12 protein-coding genes are annotated in these 17,416 nt (G+C 55.4%); 7 read left to right on the forward strand and 5 right to left on the reverse strand.

Annotated elements, in window-relative coordinates:
* Positions 1-74 precede the first annotated feature (74 nt).
* Positions 75-3,374, reverse strand: coding sequence for a hypothetical protein (locus QEV83_RS00505; protein ID WP_280129368.1), 3,300 nt, complete (start codon positions 3,372-3,374; stop codon positions 75-77).
* Between the two features lie 379 nt (positions 3,375-3,753).
* Here QEV83_RS00505 and rpsO point away from each other — a divergent pair, with 379 nt between their 5' ends.
* The 4 genes from rpsO (at position 3,754) to QEV83_RS00525 (ending at position 8,251) form a co-directional block, all read left to right on the forward strand.
* On the forward strand, positions 3,754-4,023 hold the full coding sequence (gene rpsO / locus QEV83_RS00510; RefSeq protein ID WP_280129369.1) for a 30S ribosomal protein S15: 270 nt from the start codon (positions 3,754-3,756) through the stop codon (positions 4,021-4,023).
* Positions 4,024-4,376: 353 nt separating this feature from the next.
* The gene (pnp, locus tag QEV83_RS00515) at positions 4,377-6,521 is read left to right on the forward strand and encodes a polyribonucleotide nucleotidyltransferase (protein ID WP_280129370.1); all 2,145 of its coding nucleotides are present in this window, start codon (positions 4,377-4,379) and stop codon (positions 6,519-6,521) included.
* A 387-nt stretch (positions 6,522-6,908) separates the two neighbouring features.
* The gene (locus tag QEV83_RS00520; protein ID WP_280129371.1) at positions 6,909-7,436 is read left to right on the forward strand and encodes a cyclic nucleotide-binding domain-containing protein; all 528 of its coding nucleotides are present in this window, start codon (positions 6,909-6,911) and stop codon (positions 7,434-7,436) included.
* Between the two features lie 113 nt (positions 7,437-7,549).
* Positions 7,550-8,251, forward strand: coding sequence for a cyclic nucleotide-binding domain-containing protein (locus tag QEV83_RS00525; RefSeq protein WP_280129372.1), 702 nt, complete (start codon positions 7,550-7,552; stop codon positions 8,249-8,251).
* A 38-nt stretch (positions 8,252-8,289) separates the two neighbouring features.
* Here the strand turns inward: QEV83_RS00525 and QEV83_RS00530 are convergent, their stop codons facing one another.
* Positions 8,290-8,547, reverse strand: a complete 258-nt coding sequence (locus tag QEV83_RS00530) for a hypothetical protein (protein WP_280129373.1) — start codon at positions 8,545-8,547, stop codon at positions 8,290-8,292.
* A gap of 195 nt (positions 8,548-8,742) precedes the next feature.
* Here QEV83_RS00530 and QEV83_RS00535 point away from each other — a divergent pair, with 195 nt between their 5' ends.
* Complete coding sequence (locus QEV83_RS00535; protein ID WP_280129374.1) at positions 8,743-9,873, forward strand: papain-like cysteine protease family protein; 1,131 nt, start codon at positions 8,743-8,745, stop codon at positions 9,871-9,873.
* A gap of 191 nt (positions 9,874-10,064) precedes the next feature.
* Here QEV83_RS00535 and QEV83_RS00540 read toward each other — a convergent pair whose 3' ends face one another.
* Positions 10,065-10,289 carry a hypothetical protein gene (locus QEV83_RS00540; protein ID WP_280129375.1) on the reverse strand — a complete coding sequence of 75 codons (225 nt, stop codon included), beginning with the start codon at positions 10,287-10,289 and terminating at the stop codon, positions 10,065-10,067.
* Between the two features lie 134 nt (positions 10,290-10,423).
* Here QEV83_RS00540 and QEV83_RS00545 point away from each other — a divergent pair, with 134 nt between their 5' ends.
* Complete coding sequence (locus QEV83_RS00545) at positions 10,424-11,827, forward strand: arylsulfotransferase family protein (RefSeq protein WP_280129376.1); 1,404 nt, start codon at positions 10,424-10,426, stop codon at positions 11,825-11,827.
* Positions 11,828-12,086: 259 nt separating this feature from the next.
* On the opposite strand, the gene QEV83_RS00550 is transcribed toward QEV83_RS00545, so the two are convergent.
* The gene (locus QEV83_RS00550) at positions 12,087-12,962 is read right to left on the reverse strand and encodes a BON domain-containing protein (protein ID WP_280129377.1); all 876 of its coding nucleotides are present in this window, start codon (positions 12,960-12,962) and stop codon (positions 12,087-12,089) included.
* A gap of 559 nt (positions 12,963-13,521) precedes the next feature.
* Here QEV83_RS00550 and QEV83_RS00555 point away from each other — a divergent pair.
* Positions 13,522-15,750, forward strand: coding sequence for a hypothetical protein (locus QEV83_RS00555; protein WP_280129378.1), 2,229 nt, complete (start codon positions 13,522-13,524; stop codon positions 15,748-15,750).
* A 125-nt stretch (positions 15,751-15,875) separates the two neighbouring features.
* On the opposite strand, the gene QEV83_RS00560 is transcribed toward QEV83_RS00555, so the two are convergent.
* Positions 15,876-17,396, reverse strand: a complete 1,521-nt coding sequence (locus QEV83_RS00560) for a malonyl-CoA synthase (protein WP_280129379.1) — start codon at positions 17,394-17,396, stop codon at positions 15,876-15,878.
* Between the last annotated feature and the right edge of the window lie 20 nt (positions 17,397-17,416).

Consider the following 17,416-nt stretch of genomic DNA (forward strand, 5'->3'; position numbering starts at 1 on the left):
GCCGCCACAGCGATCGGTTCCTTCATAAGCCGAATGATGGCCGCGCTGCTTGACCGGCGGACCAGGGCCACGGTTTAAAGGCCAGGGAACATGCCTTTCTCGACAAGTGCCGTCCAGCCGAAACTGCCCAAGGGCAAGAGAACCGCCCTGACGAGCGGTTGCTGCGTGAAAGAACCAAAGGCGCCATCCTTGAGGAGATCGACGCGGCTCAGCAAGCTTTCCAGCTGCGAGGCGAAACGGCTGTCTCCCCTTGAATCTTTGGCGCGAATGATCCCATCCGTCAGATTTTTGCGGGTCGTGTCCCGCACGTTCTTCGCCGCCCAGCACAGCATGATGGCGCAGGCGAAAACGACAGCAAGACTGAGCCCTTGCATGAGAAGGATCGTCAGGCTCGGGGCGTAATTGGCGAAGACCGTACTGCGGGTGACAATCAGCAAGGCGATCAGCACGAAAGGAAAATAAATCAGCGAGCCAATGCATGTCGTCCGCTTCACCACGAAATCGAGGTCGATCCAATCATGGACGAGTTTCGTTTGCATCCGCAGGCGCCCATCGTAGATCTCCGTTGTCGCGGCAGGCCATAAGGTCTGGGCGCGGCGCAGATCGTTGACAAAGAGCAGACAGAACAGCGTCGCGTCGAAGATGAAGAATGTCAGAAACTGCATGAGCAAGACGTAGCCCATTGTCGTCCCAAAGTACCAGTAGGAAGCATGCATACCGCGCGCGGGATTCACGGGCATGCCAAAAATTGGAGCAAGAACCAACATGCCAATCGCAAACATGCCGGCAGTGTAAAGTAGGGCTCGCAGACAGCGCGGCCAGAAACGCTCATGACCGACATACACTTTCCAGGCAGCTTCAGCGTCGATGGACGACGGAGCCGCCAGATTGTTCCGGTGAGATGGGTGAAATAGGCGTGCGAGTTTCTTCCAGCCGGAAATAATGTCCAGCCATATACCCGTAATCTGTTTACACAAGGACACGGGTTCTGGTTCCAGTTTCAACTCCTCGGCGACCTCCATTAGGTTCTCATTGAGGCCGCACATCACGCGGCGGATAAAACACACGGCAAGGAGGATCCCAAAAACGCGCAGCAGAACAGTAGGCCAGAGGCTGACGCCGTCGAGCAACGCAATCGGCTCGCCATTGCCTTGTTCTGTTAAATATTGCGCGACGCATTCCCAATTATAACACGCCAAGGCGGCGACGCCGAGGCCGAGGGAAGCGAGCACCATCTCGAAGACCACGTGTTTCCGGATATTACGAAAAGCGAGCAAGGAGAAAGTCAAGACCGCGCCCAGGGCCAAACCCAATGCCAATCTTAGACTGCTCCTCTCCTCGAACGTTGGATAAAGCGTATCCATGATTTTCGGTGCATTGCTATCTTCCAGTTTCTGCTGCTCCTCCACATCCACGGGCTGGATATATCCGCATTTGGCTGGATCATCGTCCCTCCAGCATTCCTTGCTGCTCGCAACCGCGCCTGAACGTGCGGCGTTGACGACGATTGCGCTAACGATCTCTGCGCCATTCGATTTGTGCCGTTGTGGTGGCCTCAGCGCATCTGGCGGGACGTTCCAAGCAAAAGACAGGACATCCCCATTTCGTTTGATTTCAAAAATCCGGGGCGCCTTGAGTTGCTCAGCAATCGAATCCGCGAGAATTTCCGATGTTTTCCAGTTGGCCGCCGGGTCGCCAATCGCCGACAGCGTCGAAAGGAATGTCGAGGTCTGGTAAGTGTCGCGGAAAAGCGGAATACGGGCTTGAAAGTTTTCACTGAGGCTAGGACCGAAGCTTGACGAAATGATGAGATTGCGCGTGTAGGGAAGTTCACTTTTTATCGTGTAATCTTCGTCGAAATCCGTCGTGAAAAAGAGCGCTTCGGGAAACTCCGGCCGCAGCGCACGTAAGATCAACAGTTTGTCGAACACGTCGCTGCCAAGGACGCCGATTGCTTTTAATTTTCCAGGCTGCTGCTGCCTCCGGAGCTTATCATCAACTTTGTGGAGTTGCTCGCTGATCCGCCGGAGGTAGTCGAATTGGCTTTCTCCAATCGGCCGCTCCAAAGTCTTGTTATCGGTTTCGAGTTTGAAGAAATCAGCCGCGCCCGCCGGAGCTTCTGCTGGATTTGCCGATTTGTCTTGCTTTTGCTTCCCGGTCTCCTCGGGCTGCGGCAGCAAGCCATCAAGCCCGCGCAAATAGGTAAATTCATGGATCTGATTGGAACGAAGGCCCCTTGTTGTTTTAAATTCGCTCTCTACCGCTTGCGGGAGGGTCTGCCCATAAAATGTATCCCATTCGGAGACGAGTGCGATATGTTCTTCTTGACCCGGACTGAAATGACTGCGGCCAGCATCAAGACGGCTTCCCAACTCTTTCACGATGCCGCCCGCGAGTGTGTCGTCGGAGGCAACCATTCTCTGAAACTTAAGATCGTACTTGTCGAAATATTGCCCAATCTCCCGAACAGCTATGCCTGAATTGCCCGATTGCAATGCGAGATCGGGTGCGCTCGCGCCGTAAGCGTAAAATTGAGCTTCCTTCAGTTGAGGCCAATGAGCCTCGTATTCAGGGCATGGCGATTCAGAGGCCTGAGCTTCGTTGACCATATCGTGCAGAAGATCCGACGAGAAAGGTCCAACGATTCTAAAATTTTTCCCGTCTACCGGAACGCAAATTTCTCCGCGATAGCCGCGAATTTTGCGAATAAGCGAGGAAAGCCTTGCGAGGGGTTGGCCCTGCAGGTCTGCTTCGTTCAACCACATCACGAGGATATCTTGCGTTGGATCGGCAAAGCCGCGCGGTTGGAACCACTCATAGGGAACAACAGGAGCGTCTTCATTGGTGCGCGGCCAAAGAAAATAGCCGATGTGGCGTGCATCCTTCGGCACGAACCCAGCCCGTTCGAGGCCGGCCAACACGGAATAGCGCGTCCGCCGCCGTTGCTCATCATCCTCCGGATAGGGAGCTCCTAAGACCATGACGCCGAGAACAAGCGCTTCGGACTGCTCTTCGTGCTGCCGTCCCTTCGCCAGAAGGGTCAAGCGTTCAGCCACCATTTCCGCGTGTTTTACAAAGGGCGGCTTGCAGCGGCTGTCGCTGTCCGGATGTTGCTTGCATTGCGTCTCGAGTTTACGCAGCTCTGATTTGTCGATGGCCTTGGCCACCGCGGAAAGGGGATCCTGCCATAGGCGCGCATCGATTGTCTGATTCTGCGCGCGGGCGAGCTGTTCGATGCTGGCGTTTGTCCTTGGCGGCCGGGAATCCAGAAGCGGCGCTTCCCGCTGGAAAAAATAGGCCCCCGTTGCCACAAGCGCCGCGACGACAATGCCGCTGCTCGCCAAATTTGTTCCCGGTTTGCTGTCGTCTGCCATGAGCGTGCCCCCGAACGCTCTCTAGCTGGATGGGCGAGCGGTCCTCTAGCCGTCGCCGGGTGTGAATTTGCTTACGGTTTCGTCCATCCAGTTCGAGAAATAGAACCTGCAGTCGAATTTCATTAACTCTAAATTAACCAAAAAAGCGGACGGCTGCCTGTGCGCCCGCGCACATAGCGCAGGCTCTCAGTTTCAAGCTCCTGGAACGGATCAAAAGCCGATGGAGCTGTCTTTGCCTCTTTGCACGCGAGGGATTTCGTGTATAAGGCGCATCTTTGAGGGAATCCGCACAAACCCGGCTGGACGACATCCTGGCCGGGCCTGCGGACTCCAGAGCGATACCTGTACCAACTTTCCCGATCAAAAAGAGGTCCATCCGATGTCGATTACCGCCGAGCGCAAACAGGCGCTTGTGAAAGACTACGCGCTCAAGCTGGGCGATACAGGCTCTCCCGAGGTCCAGGTTGCGATCTTGACGGAGCGGATCGCCAATCTGACCGAGCATTTCAAGACGCATGTGAAAGACAATCACTCGCGCCGGGGGCTGCTCAAGCTCGTGTCGCTGCGCCGTCAGCTGCTCGACTATGTGAAGGCGAGAGACGAACCCCGGTATAAATCGCTGATCGAGCGGCTTGGCATCCGCCGCTAGACTCGTATCCGCGCATTTGCGCGCCGCGCTAAAAAGGGCTGTCTGCAGGGGGTCGCGCTCCTGCGCCAGCTTGCATGCCACATCATGTGGCCTGAATAATCTACAAAAAAACAAATAGTTATGAGATATTTCTCATTTAATATCTCAATAGACTTTTTTACAATGCACTCGGCGCGAGATAAAATGAGACAAAGCCGGTGACGGCTTGTATTTTCCGGACAGCGGCGGCATGGGGCTGCCGCGCCGAATCGTGGTGAAGGCCAACGCCCGTGGCAGGATCGCCAGCCGCTGTTCCCAGCGGCTCGCCGTCTTGCTCTGGCCTTGGGCTTCGCCTTACCCAGAAAGACGCAAGTATGTTTGAAATCCATCGTGAGGAAATTGATTGGGCCGGGCGCAAGCTCGTTCTCGAAACCGGCAAGGTCGCCCGCCAGGCCGATGGCGCCGTCATCGCGACCTATGGCGAAACCACGGTTCTCGCCACGGTTGTCTCGCTCAAGGAGCCAAAGCCGGGGATCGATTTTTTCCCCCTGACAGTCAATTATCAAGAAAAGGCTTTCGCGGCGGGGCGGATTCCGGGCGGCTACTTCAAACGCGAGGGCAGGCCGTCGGAAAAGGAGACGCTTGTCTCCCGCTTGATTGACCGCCCGATCCGCCCGTTGTTCCCCGACGGCTATCGCAATGACACGCAAATCGTCGCGACGGTGCTCTCGCATGATCTGGAGAACGATCCCGATATTTTGGCACTGGTCGCGGCTTCGGCGGCGCTGACGCTTTCCGGCATTCCCTTCATGGGCCCGGTTGGGGCGGCGCGCGTGGGTCATATCAATGGTGCAATAAAGCTCAATCCCACCATCGAGGAGCTGAAGCAATCCTCCCTCGACCTCGTGGTCGCCGGGACGGGCGATGCCGTGCTGATGGTCGAATCGGAAGCCAAGGAACTCTCGGAAGCCGTGATGCTCCAGGCCGTCATGGCCGGTCATGCCGGGTTCCAGCCGGTGATCGACGCGATCATCCGGCTCGCCGAAAAAGCCGCCAAACAGCCCCGCGATTTGAATACCGTCGACAAAAGCGACGTCGAGATCGCAGTGCGGGAGATCGCCGAGGCTGATTTGCGCGCCGCCTATAAAATCACCGCGAAACAGGATCGCTACAATGCGGTCGACGCGGTGAAGGGGAAAGTTTTCGCGGCCCTTTTGCCCGCTGGCGGCGAGCCGAAGTTTTCGAAGGAGCTTGTGGCCGAGGTCTTCCATGATCTGCAAGCGAAAGTTGTCCGCTGGAACATTCTCGACACCGGCATCCGAATCGACGGACGCGATGTCAAGACGGTTCGTCCGATTGTCGCCGAAGTTGGCGTTCTGCCGCGCACGCATGGCTCGGCACTGTTCACAAGGGGCGAGACGCAGGCACTGGTCGTCGCGACACTTGGCACCGGCGAGGACGAACAATTCGTCGACAGTCTCGAAGGGACTTATAAGGAGCGCTTCCTTCTTCATTATAATTTTCCTCCCTATTCGGTCGGTGAAACTGGACGCATGGGTTCGCCAGGGCGGCGTGAAATTGGGCATGGCAAGCTGGCTTGGCGCGCCATTCGTCCGATGCTGCCGGCCGCGGCGGAATTTCCCTATACGGTGCGGATCGTCTCCGAGATCACGGAATCGAACGGCTCATCATCCATGGCAACGGTCTGCGGCTCGTCGCTTGCCCTGATGGATGCGGGCGTGCCCTTGAAGCGGCCGACAGCTGGAATCGCGATGGGTCTCATATTGGAGGGCGAGCGCTTTGCCGTCCTCTCCGATATTCTCGGCGACGAGGATCATCTGGGCGATATGGATTTCAAGGTGGCGGGGACCGACGAAGGTATCACCTCGCTGCAGATGGACATCAAGATCACCGGCATCAATGAGGAAATCATGCGGGTGGCCTTGGATCAGGCGAAGGCCGGCCGCCTCCATATTTTGGGCGAGATGAGCAAGGCGCTCACCGGGGCGCGGGCGGAACTTGGCGAATTCGCGCCGCGTATCGAAACCTTGAAAATCCCGACCGACAAAATACGCGAAGTGATCGGGACCGGCGGCAAGGTCATTCGTGAGATCGTCGAGAAAACCGGCGCCAAGATCAACATCGAGGATGACGGCACGGTGAAGGTGGCATCCTCGGATGGCAATTCGATCCGCGCCGCGATCAACTGGATCAAGTCCATCGCCAATGATCCGGAAGTTGGCCAAATCTACGATGGCACGGTCGTCAAGGTTGTCGATTTCGGCGCCTTCGTGAATTTCTTTGGCGCCAAGGACGGTCTCGTCCACATCTCCCAGCTTGCCAAGGGACGCGTCGCGAAAACCTCCGATGTCGTCAAGGAAGGCGACAAGGTCAAAGTGAAGCTGCTCGGCTTTGATGAGCGCGGCAAGGTGCGTCTGTCGATGCGCATCGTCGATCAGCAAACGGGGGAAGACCTCGAAGCCAAGGAAAAACTCGAAGAGCAGGAAGCCGGGGAATAAGACCCGCTCGCTTTGCTCACATGCATCGATCGATCCTGTCCCGGACGAGCTATTTGGCTTTTCCGGGACGCTCCTTTGATGCGTCCCCGCTGTGCCAGCTAGACCAGCACGGCACTGAAAAATCGCATCCCTGAGGCCAAGCCTTCACCCCTCTGTCATGACAAAGGTGCTAAATTGTCATGATTTAAATCGTGGCGGGGGAGCAGATGTTCGATCACATGCGCCATTTGACGGAGGCTTTTTACCCTTATTTCCTCCGGTTGCATGGCTCTCTCCAAAGCGATTTTTTCTACGCTGCCGCGATCTTCGCTTGGGCCAAGGCGCTGACGGCCATTGGCGCAGCCTATATGAAGCGGATGATCCCGCTGCGGACCATGGCCATGGAATGTGTTTGGTGTCGTTGCCGGCATCAGTGCTGGTAGCCTCGCCACCTTTATCGAACATGCGGTGAATCTTCCGCTTAACGCCACGCGATTGCGGGAGATGCGCCGCCTTGTCGCGAGCGTGCGCGGGGCGAGTTCAACCGAGTTGAATATCGAGTGGTTGAAGCCCTTTATGCATCCGCGTGTACTCAAGGCCGGGAACCGGGTGTTTTCGAAAGGCGACGAGGCGAACGAGGCTTTTTTGCTCGTCGAAGGCCGCGTCGTCGTGCCCGAGATTTCCGCGCAACTTGAGCCTGGTGCCATTTTCGGCGAAATGGCGCTGTTCACGGCCGCTGGGCAGCGAACCGCATCCGCGGTATGCGCCAGTGATGTCCGGCTGCTTGTCATCACCTATGAGCAGTTTGAGCAGCTGTATTTTCAAAATCCGGAATTCGGTCTCTATCTCGTTCGACTTATTGTGCGACGCTTTGAAATGAATCATGCAACGCAGACTGCACCGGGGCGCTTGCGCCATGATCCAACGCCGCTCTGATGGGCGCCTCTCCGCCCGCCAGGGCAAAGACACCGCAAGCCCATGCTTCAATCCCTCCGTCACCGATGAAATGTTTGTTAAGCTGTCGCATCCGAATCGCGGCGGGGGACAAAATGTTCGACGGTGTGCTCCATATTGCTGATAGTTTGAAATCTCTTTTCCCGCATATCTATGGATCCTTTCGCGATTATGTACGGGATGGCATTGAAATTCTCGCTTGGGCGGAAGCGCTGACAGCGATCGGCTCTGCCTATGTGAAGCGGATGATCCCGCTCCGGGCCACGGCCATTCTCAACAACCTGTTTGGTGTCGCCGCCGGCATCGGCTCGGGTAGTTTTTCGACGTTCGTCGAGCACGCGGTGAACCTTCCGCTCAACGCCATTCGTTTGCGGGAAATGCGCCGTCTCGTCGAGAGCGTCCGCGAAGCGAGTGCGGCTGATTTGAAGATTGAATGGCTGAAGCCTTTTATGCACCCGCGTGCGTTGAAGGTAGGAAGCTCGGTCTTTTCGAAGGGAGATGAGGCGAGCGAAGCGTTCCTGCTTGTTGAGGGAAGAATCGTCATTGCCGAGAGTGCGGCCGTACTCGAACCGGGCACTATCTTTGGCGAGATGGCGCTGTTCACGGCCTCGGGCCGCCGCACCGCTTCCGCGACATGTTCGAGCGATGTTCGGCTGCTCGTCATTACGTATGAACAATTCGAGCAGTTATATTTTCAAAATCCGGAATTCGGGCTTTATCTCGTCCGTCTCATCGTGCGCCGCTTCGAGATGAATGACGCGACGCTGGGCGCCGCGAAAGCTGTGGCCATCGGCTGACTGGGTGGCAAGAACGGGATCCCCGATCCAGGGCGCCGTCATTCCTTCGAGAGCGCGATCCGCAAGAGCCGCTCTTTGACGCAATCGAGACCGCCAAGCATCCCATAGCTCGCGATCGCGCCTGCATAGGAATAGGAAACAGTCTTGTCTCTGTGCACATATGTTCCCGCCATGCCGACGATCTCTCCGGCTCTGGCGGCTTCGAGCAGACGCTCGAGTTCCTCGATCAAGGTTGGATTGGGTTGGGAGGACGGAAATGCAAAGCCGCCGCGTATGTTAACCACCTTATCAGACATGAGAACTGCCGTTTGACAAATTGCGTTGCCCGGAACGGGAACGAGGATACTTAAAGCAAGCAACATTTATGCCATATTGATGAAAATTCCGAATCCAACTGGAAAATCGGGTGACATCGAACATCCGTTGGTTGCGCAGAGCGGGAAAACCAATAGACTCGCGAAAAAATAGCAACTGGTAATGGGGAAACGCACATGGATGCCGCCGATCTCATCCACGCTACGACGCAGCCATTTTCCTCCCTTCACCGCGACATTCAAATTGCCGGTTGGCTTTTCCGTATCCGGCGGCTGGCTTTCCATATGCAGCCGCAGACGGAATCGAATTGGTGCTGGGCGGCAACCTCCACCAGCGTCTCGCATTATTATTGGTACAGAAGCCGATGGACGCAGTGCCGCGTCGCGTGTGCCGAGCTGAACCTGCAAACTTGCTGTGAGATACCGGCGCCTGATGATTGCAATGTTCCGTGGTTTCTCGATAGGGCGCTCACGCGGACTCAAAATTTTGTCAGCATTTCCGGGCCGATCCCCTTCAATGAGGTGCGCGCCGAAATCGATGCGGGGCGTCCGGTCGGGGCACGAATTGGCTGGTCTGGCGGGGGTGGCCACTTCGTGGTGATTTATGGCTATACGAAGGTGCTGGCCCAGGAGTATTTTGATATCGATGATCCGATTTATGGAAAATCACACCTCAAGGTCGCGGATTTCAGCAATCATTACCAAACCACCGGCAGCTGGACGCATGCTTATCTAACACAGAGCTATATCGGCGACATGTTCATTAACCCCAACTTAGTTGACGAAGAGATCGCGCGGAAAATCTGGGGCGAACGGCCGGTGCTTTCCGCGAGCTTAGGTGAGGAAGCTTTGCTCTCGACGGATGGACGCTCCCTGGGCTTGGCGCATCCGGTTTTTAGCTTGAGCTTACGCGATCTCACTGGCGAGGGACACCCGCAGCAGACGGGTTTGCGCGTGCTGGAGCTTGAGGGAGAGAGGCCGCGCGTCTACTATGATATCATCGAGGATCGGGTAAGCCAGATGTCCGGGGCCAATCCCTATCTTGATCTCTTCACGCGAGCGCTGGACGCCGTTGCGCAAATCCCGGCTGGAGAGAAACGATTTGAGCTGCGGCTCTTACGCATCCCGGCGCTCAACTTCGAGGCGTTGTGGTTGCATTCTGGCGAGGGTCAGGATGACCAATTGTTGCCGCTGCGAAGCTTTCATGGGTTTACGGCGATGCATCCGGTGTCTTATGCCGAAGCGATCGAGCGTTTGCGCGAGGCGGCGCGGCGCGTAGCCCGACAAGACGATACGATGGGCGCCTAACATTTCGAAGCTTGCAGTCGTGTCTCATAAATGGGGCGCTCGCGGTCCATTGTACAGGTGCCGCCGCACATTGGCTTCATCGGCCCTCGGAGAGCGCTTCGAGCGCACGATTGATCACCGCACCGCCGATGCCTTTTGACAACCTCCCTCAGGTCGGCCATGTTGCGGTAAGCGATGATATTGAACTACGCTCAATTATCATAACACTCACTTTTGTCGGTCTGGCCAGCGGCAATGTGGCGATCAAGCGCGGGACTCTGGCTAAGACAGGGACAAAAAGCCTGGCTCTTTGCAGGGAAGGGTGCAGCTGAAGCATAAAGCCTTTGCGGATCGGTATCCAGCGCGACTAAATCTAATTTTTTAGGTAAAACAAATGTTTTATAAAGGACTTTTATACTTACTTTTATTGCTTCCATTCATGGCAATTATTACTAGTAGCAGTATAGCTAGTTCGCTTGATAGTCAGAATTGCGGGACAGTGCCATATCCATCAAACACTGGCCATAAGACTCCAAACCCAATTATAAAATCTTCACAGGTCTGGAGCTTTGTGAGTGAGCCACAGCTGCACCCGATGAAAGTTGCTATCAATACATATGATGCTCGCACATCTTCAGGGTTAATATTTCTTGCCCCATATGCTTTTTCCGACGACGCTACTTACGGACAGCCAGGATCATTAATTTTGGATAATACGGGCAATCCTGTTTGGTTTCTCCCGTTAAACAGCCCTAATTTGATGAATACGGATTTCCGGATGCAGCAATTGGGCGGTAAACCAGTACTAAGTTTTTGGCAAGGCACTCTTGCTACACCGCCAACGTACACCAATGTGCCAGCCGGGTCATCCGAGCCAGGTTCTTGTTATTATATTGTTGACAACACCTATCGAGTCATAAAAACGGTCGCTGCTCAAAATGGTTTTACTGCCGATATCCATGAATTCCTGCTTACTCCAAGTAATACCGCGTTGCTTCTTTCTACCCGGACTGTATCTATGGATCTGACTCCGTATGGAGGTCCGCAACATGGATATGTCCAAGATTTTGCAATCCAAGAAATTGATTTGAAAACGAATAATTTGTTATTTTTCTGGGACGCGTTGAATCACATTCCGCTTGCTGAGTCCTACGAGCCGGCATCAAGCGCAAGTTTCAGCAACAACACATGGGATGCTTATCATTTAAATTCTATAGGGCTTACGGACGACGCCAAAGATATTGTGGTATCTGGGCGTAATACTTCAACAATTTATAAAATAAACAAGCCAAGCGGAATGATTGTCTGGCGGCTCGGCGGCAAGCAAAGCGACTTCACGATAGAAAGCGGGGCAGAATTCTCATGGCAGCATGATGCGCGTTTTCTGCCACCTAATGTAATAAGCATGTTTGACGATAATTGCTGCGAAACCTCTGGTTCAGTCCCAGCTGGGACGCCACCATCGCATGGGCTGTTCCTGCAATTAAACTTAGCCGCCAAGACGGCTAGTCTGTTAAGAGAGTATTATCATGATCCTAACCTAAATATTTCGTCACAGGGAAACACACAGAGCTTGGCCAATGGCAATGTATTCATTGGATGGGGGCAATCCGCCTATTATAGCGAATATGCAGCAGGAGGCAGCACGCTTTATGACGCCCAAATGCCGGGCAGCAATTATACATATCGCGCCTATCGCGAAAAGTGGGTTGGAACTCCTTATTATCCGCCAAGCATTGCTGTAGAATCAAACAATGGTGTAGCTACGGTCTATGCCTCATGGAATGGTTCGACAGAAACTACCACCTGGCAGCTGTTTAGCGGCAGCGGCCTCAAGCAATTCTCGCTCACGAAAACTGTGGCTAAATCTGGATTTGAAACTGCGATCTCGGTGACAAATTCAGGACCGTATTTTCAGGTGAAGGCCTTGGACGCCAGTGGCAAGGTGATCGGGATATCTAAGATCACGCGCTAGGGTTTGGTATGACGCGCAGCGCCCGCTTCATTCCGCGCGTTGAGCGCTCATACCGAAGGTGACGCACAAGACATTGTTAACAAATACCGCACACTAATGCAGCGACGCTTCCAATAGTTGCGCCACCGGAAAAACCCAGCAGCCGCATTCGCGGCCACTGGGAGAAGGTGGACTAAGCGGGACGGATTGTGCAATTGGCGGTGGGGTGCGCGCCCAGAGCGGGACGAAAACTTTCTCTAGGCACGCGCAACCACGCGCGTTATCTCGCCTGAGCCGCGACTTTCGGCGCGTTGCCCGCATCGGCAGATCCCGAAGCCTGATCGGCATGACGGCCGCCCGCATTCGCGGGTTTGACACGCAGATTGTTCTGAATATGGCTGACGCCGGAGACTTGTTCGGCGGCAAGTTCCGCGCGGCGGCGCTGGATACGGTTTTCGACGGCACCGCTCAGCGTAACTTCCGAATTGTGGACATTCACCTCGATCTCCGAAGCGTCGACATAGGGATCGTCGCTCAGATGGTCGGAGACGTCCTCGCGAATGCGCTCGTCCGAACGCTTGTAATTTTTTGGCCCGAGGCCGTAATAACGCGCGTATTCATCACGGATGTGGCCACCACCTGCCCAGGACGGCCCTTCGGCACGCTCCGCCAACCAGCGCAGCCTGGCGCCCTGATCGCCCTGCGCATACGCATCGCGGTGCTCTGCGTCCCCAGCAAAGCGCGGATCCCGGCTTGCTCCATAAGCATATTCGGCGGCGCGGTACCCGCCTCCTTGTTGATACGGATTGACGGAGCGCCAGCCAAAAGCTTCCCAATCGGCAACGCCGCCGTCGCGCGGTTCGCGGCCGCGGTCATTGTAATCGCGGCCGGCGAAGCCGCCTTCGCCGCCGTAATAATCCTCCTCGAAACGGGCGCGGCCGGACGATTCTCCGTAACGCCGGTCTATGCTCTCGCCCTCGCGGGGAAATTCGCGCAGGCCAAAGTCACGGCCGCGGCCATAAGCGGCCTGGCCCGGCAATTCCCTGCGGCCGCTTTGATAGCGGCGCGCCTCGTCGTAGCGATCACGGCGCGGATCATCGGCAAAATCGTCTGGACGGTAACGGTTGTCTTGGACACGATAGTCTTGAGATGTCATCGCGTTTCACCTTTTGCTAGAAGTTCACGTTCGTTTCCTAAAGTGGAACCCAGCTCTTCTTAAATAAGCCAAGGCTATATCTGTATAGACGACGAATATGATAGTAACTTTACACATAAAAAGGAACTTTTATTTCAGAAATGTGTAGAGAATTGTCCCATTATTTTGCAGAGATTAGAAAAATATTCTTCTAGCTCCTTTTATTCGTGTTTATCTTGAGCGCGACTGGGGGCGCGGATAGAACTGCTAAGGCCAATCGGTATTTGCCTGTACGGAGATAACGCGTGTGGAGGCGCCGCCAGTCTTTGAGCCTAATGCGCTTTTAGCTGGGTCGCGTCGATCATCAACGGCACGGCAACCCGCGCTCCCATTGCGTGCCTATCGCAGGCAATAATAATTATTGATAAATATTTATCATTATCATAATATATAAATCATAGTGTTATTGTTTTTAAAACAATGGCTTAGCCGCCAATTAGTAAAGCTTACGTTCAAACTGTTAACCTAAAACTATGCCAAATTGATCACGAAGCTTTAACTGTGCACGAGGTTAACTCTCATGAGAAACTCGAAGCGTGCCTCAATACTCGCGACGGCTTGGATTGGTTTAATCGCGATACCGTCAACTGCCGCACTGGCCGCAAATAGCGCCAGCTTTGTCAAGGTAGACACGTCCACAGTAGGCAATTGGATCGGGCACTACGGCGCCGACGGGTACAATGTGAGCCAGGACACCACTGTCAAAACCGCTGCCTATGCCCAGATCAACCTCAGCGGAGCCTCCAACTATGTATGGTCGGCTTCTCCCGCGGGCACCGCCGCCTTGCAGAGGCCTGAAAACCCAAGCGGCAGGATCGCCAGTACATGGTACGCGCCCAACAGTTTCTTTATCGACGTCAACTTAACAGACGGCAATACTCACCAAATCGCACTCTATAACCTTGATTTCGATTGGTCCATACGCTCGCAGACAATCAACGTGCGCGATGCCTCGACCAACGCCATTTTGGACAGCCGGACTCTTGCTGCCGGCGCAGCCTTCCATAACGGCGAATATCTCGTTTGGAATGTACAAGGTCACGTCAAATACGAGATCATCAGAACCGGCGCTTTCAACGCAGTGATCAGCGGGATATTCTTTGACGCTCCGAATGGCACATCGTCTGGCTCACTAAGCATTCCGACCCATCACGCCACTCTCGCGAATGACGGTCAGAACCTGAAAGAAACGATACTCACGCCGACAAATGTGAGCAGCGCAAGTTTTGGTAAAATCGTGAGCGTGCCTCTCTCCGGAGATGTTTATACCCAGCCATTGTTCCAAAGTGGTGTGAACATCCCTGGTAAGGGAACACATGACACGGTTTTCACCGTGACTGGCAACGGCGTGGCCTATGCGATCGACGCTTATTCTGGTGCCGTCCTATGGACCTCCAGCCTTGTCCCTCCCGGTGCGACTGCCGTCTTGGACGTTTACTCCACGCCCGTCCTAAGCGCTCTCACAAACGCCATGTATGTTCTGGTTCATGGCTATTCGGGCAGCGTCTCCATTTATGCGCTTTTTGCCCTCAATCTTGCCGACGGCACGCCATATGCCGCTCCCGCAGTCATTGGAAAAATCGGCGGTTGGACCACCTATATAAGCGGGCCATCCATTGCGTCGGGAAGGATGTTCAATGGCAATCTGCTCTCCCGGAATCTGGTGCTCAATCCAATCAATAACGTCGTCTACGCTTCCTTTGCAGCCGGCGGCGACCTTGGGCCTTATAATGGCTGGATCGTCGGCTACAATTCGGTCAAGAATGCCTCCGGCGATCTGAGCCAGGCTGCCGTCTGGTGCTCGACCCCGAACGGCAACAGTGGCGGCTACGCAGACGGCGGCAATGGTGCTGGCGGCATATGGATGTCCGGCGGCGGTATTGCCGTGGACGCTCTCGGGGATATGTATATTGCGACTGGCAATGGGTCTTTTGAGCAAACCCTCGCTACGGTTCCGTACAATGGCCGCTTGACGACGAATGTCTCCAATTTGAAAGCTCCCAGCGGAATGGACTTCGGAGATTCGGTGATCAAGCTTCGCCCCGACTCTGACGTGGACCAATCCCATGGGGACAACCCCAATGGCTGGGGCCTTCACGTCGCCGATTATTTTACGCCGGCTGATCAGAGTTACCGGCAGGGACCGAAGGACCTTGATGTGGGGTCAAGTTCGCCAGTACTTTTGCCGCCCGAAGTTGGAAGCACCGCGCATCCAAATCTTCTGGTCATGTCCTCCAAGGAGGGGGAGATTTGGCTCATCGACCGGAACAATATGGGAGGCTTTAGTTCAATTGCGGATAACGTTGTGCAAAAAGTCACCGGCCAGATTCAAGGCATGTGGAGTACGCCGGCTTTTTATTCCCTGTCGAACCCCAGTCCTGTGATGTACTATGTCGCGGATGCCTACGGTGCCGCGACCGGCGATTTTGCCAAGGCCTTTTCCATTAACAACGGCAGGATGAGCGGAACCCCTGTTTCCGTCGGAACTTATCGCTTCTCCAAGCCCGGTTCCACTCCACAGATCTCCGCCAACGGCGCCTCGAACGGGCTCGTTTGGGCGCTCGATCCCGGGGCGAATGTGCTGCTGGCTTTGAATGCAGGAAGCCTCGCAATGATGTTCTTCAACAGCGGGACAGGGGCCAATGCGCTGCCGAGAGCCTTTCCGCACGCGTTTCTGACGCCCATGGTTGCCGCGGGGCATGTCTATGTCGGAACAAAGGGGTATCTGACGATCTACGGCTTACACTAGTCATGGATGTCTGTTTTTAACTTCTTCGTCGAGATATGGGAGCTTCCGAGTGAGCTCGGCAAACCAACGATCGACTTGATTGATATGCGGCCGGGCACCAGGGGAACTGTCGCCCGGCCCTGGTCTCAACTAGGGTGAAGGCTCCCATATGTCTCGCGCAACACATTCTTTTGCACTTTTCCCATGGCATTGCGTGGCAGCTCTTCGACAAAGACCACGCGCTTCGGCAATTTGAATTTGGCGAGTCTTTTGGCCAGCGCGTCCCGAACCATAGGTTCGTCGAGAGAGGCACCGGGGTGAAGCACGACGAAGGCCGCGACCGCCTCGCCGAAATCTTCATGCGGAAGCCCAACAACGGCGCTTTCGATCACGCCAGCGAGAGCGTCGATTTCGCTCTCGACTTCCTTGGGATAGATGTTGAACCCTCCCGAGATGATCAAATCCTTGGCGCGGCCGACGATCTGCACATAGCCTTCCGCATCGATCCGGCCGAGATCGCCGGTGATAAAAAAACCGTCGCTCCGGAATTCTTGCGCAGTCTTCTCGGGATTGTGCCAATAGCCCTTAAAGACGTTTGGTCCCTTGACCTCGAGGACTCCGGTTTGTCCTCCGTCCAAAACATGTCCGCTTTCCGGATCGGCGATTCGCAGCGCCACGTCAGGCAACGGAAAGCCGACGGTGCCAGCCCTGCGCTCGCCATCGTAGGGATTGGACGTGATCATATTGGTTTCGGTCATACCGTAACGTTCGAGAATGGCGTGCCCGGTCCGTTCCAACCAAGCGCGGTGGGTCTCTTCGAGCAAGGGCGCGGAGCCGGAAACGAAAAGCCGCATATGCGCCGTCGTCTCGCGCGAAAGATTGTTGTCGCTAAGCAACCTTGTATAGAAGGTTGGAACGCCCATCATCGCGGTCGCGCGCGGCATCAGCGCCAAGCATAGGCTGGGATCGAATTTCGGCATGAAGAGGATTTTGCCACCGCTGAAAAGCACGGTGTTGACGGCCACGAAAAGCCCATGCGTGTGATAAATGGGCAGGGCGTGCAGCAGCACATCGGCTGGGGAGAAGCGCCACAGTGTGGCAAGCGCTGCGGCGTTCGAGGCGAGATTGCCATGGGTCAGCATGGCGCCCTTCGAACGGCCCGTGGTGCCGGACGTGTAAAGGATGGCGGCAAGATCGTCTGCCCCGCGCGGGATATCGCTGAAGTCGGCTCCGCAGGCCGCGCAAAGTTCGGGAAGCGAACCCGTGCCATCGGCGGCAAGCGTTTCCAGCGATTGCACACAAGCCTGAGCCGTGGCCGGCGCCAAGCTGTCGCGGCGTGTGGGGTCGCACACAAGAATCTTGGGCTCGGCGTCAGCAAGAAAATAGTCGAGTTCGGCACTCGTATAGGCGGTGTTGAGAGGCAGAAAAATCGCACCGGCGCGGAGCGTGCCGAGATAGAGCATGAGTGCTTCGGGCGATTTCTCGACCTGCGCAGCGACCCGGTCGCCAGGCTTAACGCCAAGTTTGACCAGCGCCGAAGCATAGCGCGCGGTCAGCGCTTCCATATTGGTGTAGCTTAAGCCGCAGCCATCCGGTGTTTCGAGAAATGCCGCGGTTTCCCGACCGTGCGATGAATCACGGACTCGTTGAAAAAAATGGTTTCTCATATGCTCACGAGTAGCTCGAA

Origin of the sequence: Methylocapsa sp. D3K7 (assembly GCF_029855125.1) — a bacterium.
Classification (GTDB): Bacteria; Pseudomonadota; Alphaproteobacteria; order Rhizobiales; family Beijerinckiaceae; genus Methylocapsa.

What these genes read in the sequence shown, in the direction of transcription:
- QEV83_RS00550 (WP_280129377.1), bottom strand. Translation starts at nt 12,962, where the DNA reads ATGACATCTCAAGACTATCGTGTCCAAGACAACCGTTACCGTCCAGAC.
- pnp (WP_280129370.1), top strand. Translation starts at nt 4,377, where the DNA reads ATGTTTGAAATCCATCGTGAGGAAATTGATTGGGCCGGGCGCAAGCTC.
- QEV83_RS00555 (WP_280129378.1), top strand. Translation starts at nt 13,522, where the DNA reads ATGAGAAACTCGAAGCGTGCCTCAATACTCGCGACGGCTTGGATTGGT.
- QEV83_RS00505 (WP_280129368.1), bottom strand. Translation starts at nt 3,374, where the DNA reads ATGGCAGACGACAGCAAACCGGGAACAAATTTGGCGAGCAGCGGCATT.
- QEV83_RS00560 (WP_280129379.1), bottom strand. Translation starts at nt 17,396, where the DNA reads ATGAGAAACCATTTTTTTCAACGAGTCCGTGATTCATCGCACGGTCGG.
- QEV83_RS00535 (WP_280129374.1), top strand. Translation starts at nt 8,743, where the DNA reads ATGGATGCCGCCGATCTCATCCACGCTACGACGCAGCCATTTTCCTCC.
- QEV83_RS00525 (WP_280129372.1), top strand. Translation starts at nt 7,550, where the DNA reads ATGTTCGACGGTGTGCTCCATATTGCTGATAGTTTGAAATCTCTTTTC.
- QEV83_RS00540 (WP_280129375.1), bottom strand. Translation starts at nt 10,289, where the DNA reads ATGGAAGCAATAAAAGTAAGTATAAAAGTCCTTTATAAAACATTTGTT.
- rpsO (WP_280129369.1), top strand. Translation starts at nt 3,754, where the DNA reads ATGTCGATTACCGCCGAGCGCAAACAGGCGCTTGTGAAAGACTACGCG.
- QEV83_RS00530 (WP_280129373.1), bottom strand. Translation starts at nt 8,547, where the DNA reads ATGTCTGATAAGGTGGTTAACATACGCGGCGGCTTTGCATTTCCGTCC.